This is a genomic window from Rhodococcus sp. A14 (assembly GCF_011603105.1).
Lineage (GTDB): Bacteria > Actinomycetota > Actinomycetes > Mycobacteriales > Mycobacteriaceae > Rhodococcus_F > Rhodococcus_F opacus.
On sequence record NZ_JAAOQS010000327.1, the window covers coordinates 1 to 437 of the forward strand.

A 437-nucleotide genomic window follows, 5' to 3' on the forward strand; every position below is an offset into this window, starting at 1 on the left:
GTAGGAGGTAATATGATGAGTGAAGCAATTATTCACGGTATCATCCTTGCATTTGGTCTTATCATTCCATTAGGTGTCCAAAATGTTTTCGTCTTTAATCAAGGCGCTAGTCAACCAAATATTTGGAGAGCTGCTCCTGTAGTCTTGACTGCATCTATATGTGATACATTATTAATATTAATTGCTGTACAAGGTGTATCCCTTGTACTCCTTACTTTTTCTTGGTTAACAACTACTCTGTATATGATTGGATTTTTCTTTCTTATGTATATGGGCTGGGTTATTTGGAGAAGTGATCATTCAAATGATGTAAAACAAGAAAAAAGCATGCCTTTAAAAAATCAAATTATTTTCGCCGCATCGGTTTCATTACTAAATCCACACGCAATTTTAGATACAATTGGTGTAATCGGAACAAACTCTATACAGTACATAGG

At 34.6% G+C, this 437-nt stretch carries 1 protein-coding gene; it reads left to right on the plus strand.

Going from position 1 to position 437, the window contains the following annotated elements; translation table 11 throughout:
* Positions 1-15 precede the first annotated feature (15 nt).
* Positions 16-437 (plus strand): LysE family transporter (locus tag G9373_RS45690; protein WP_167121412.1); only part of this gene is annotated, 422 nt, incomplete at its 3' end.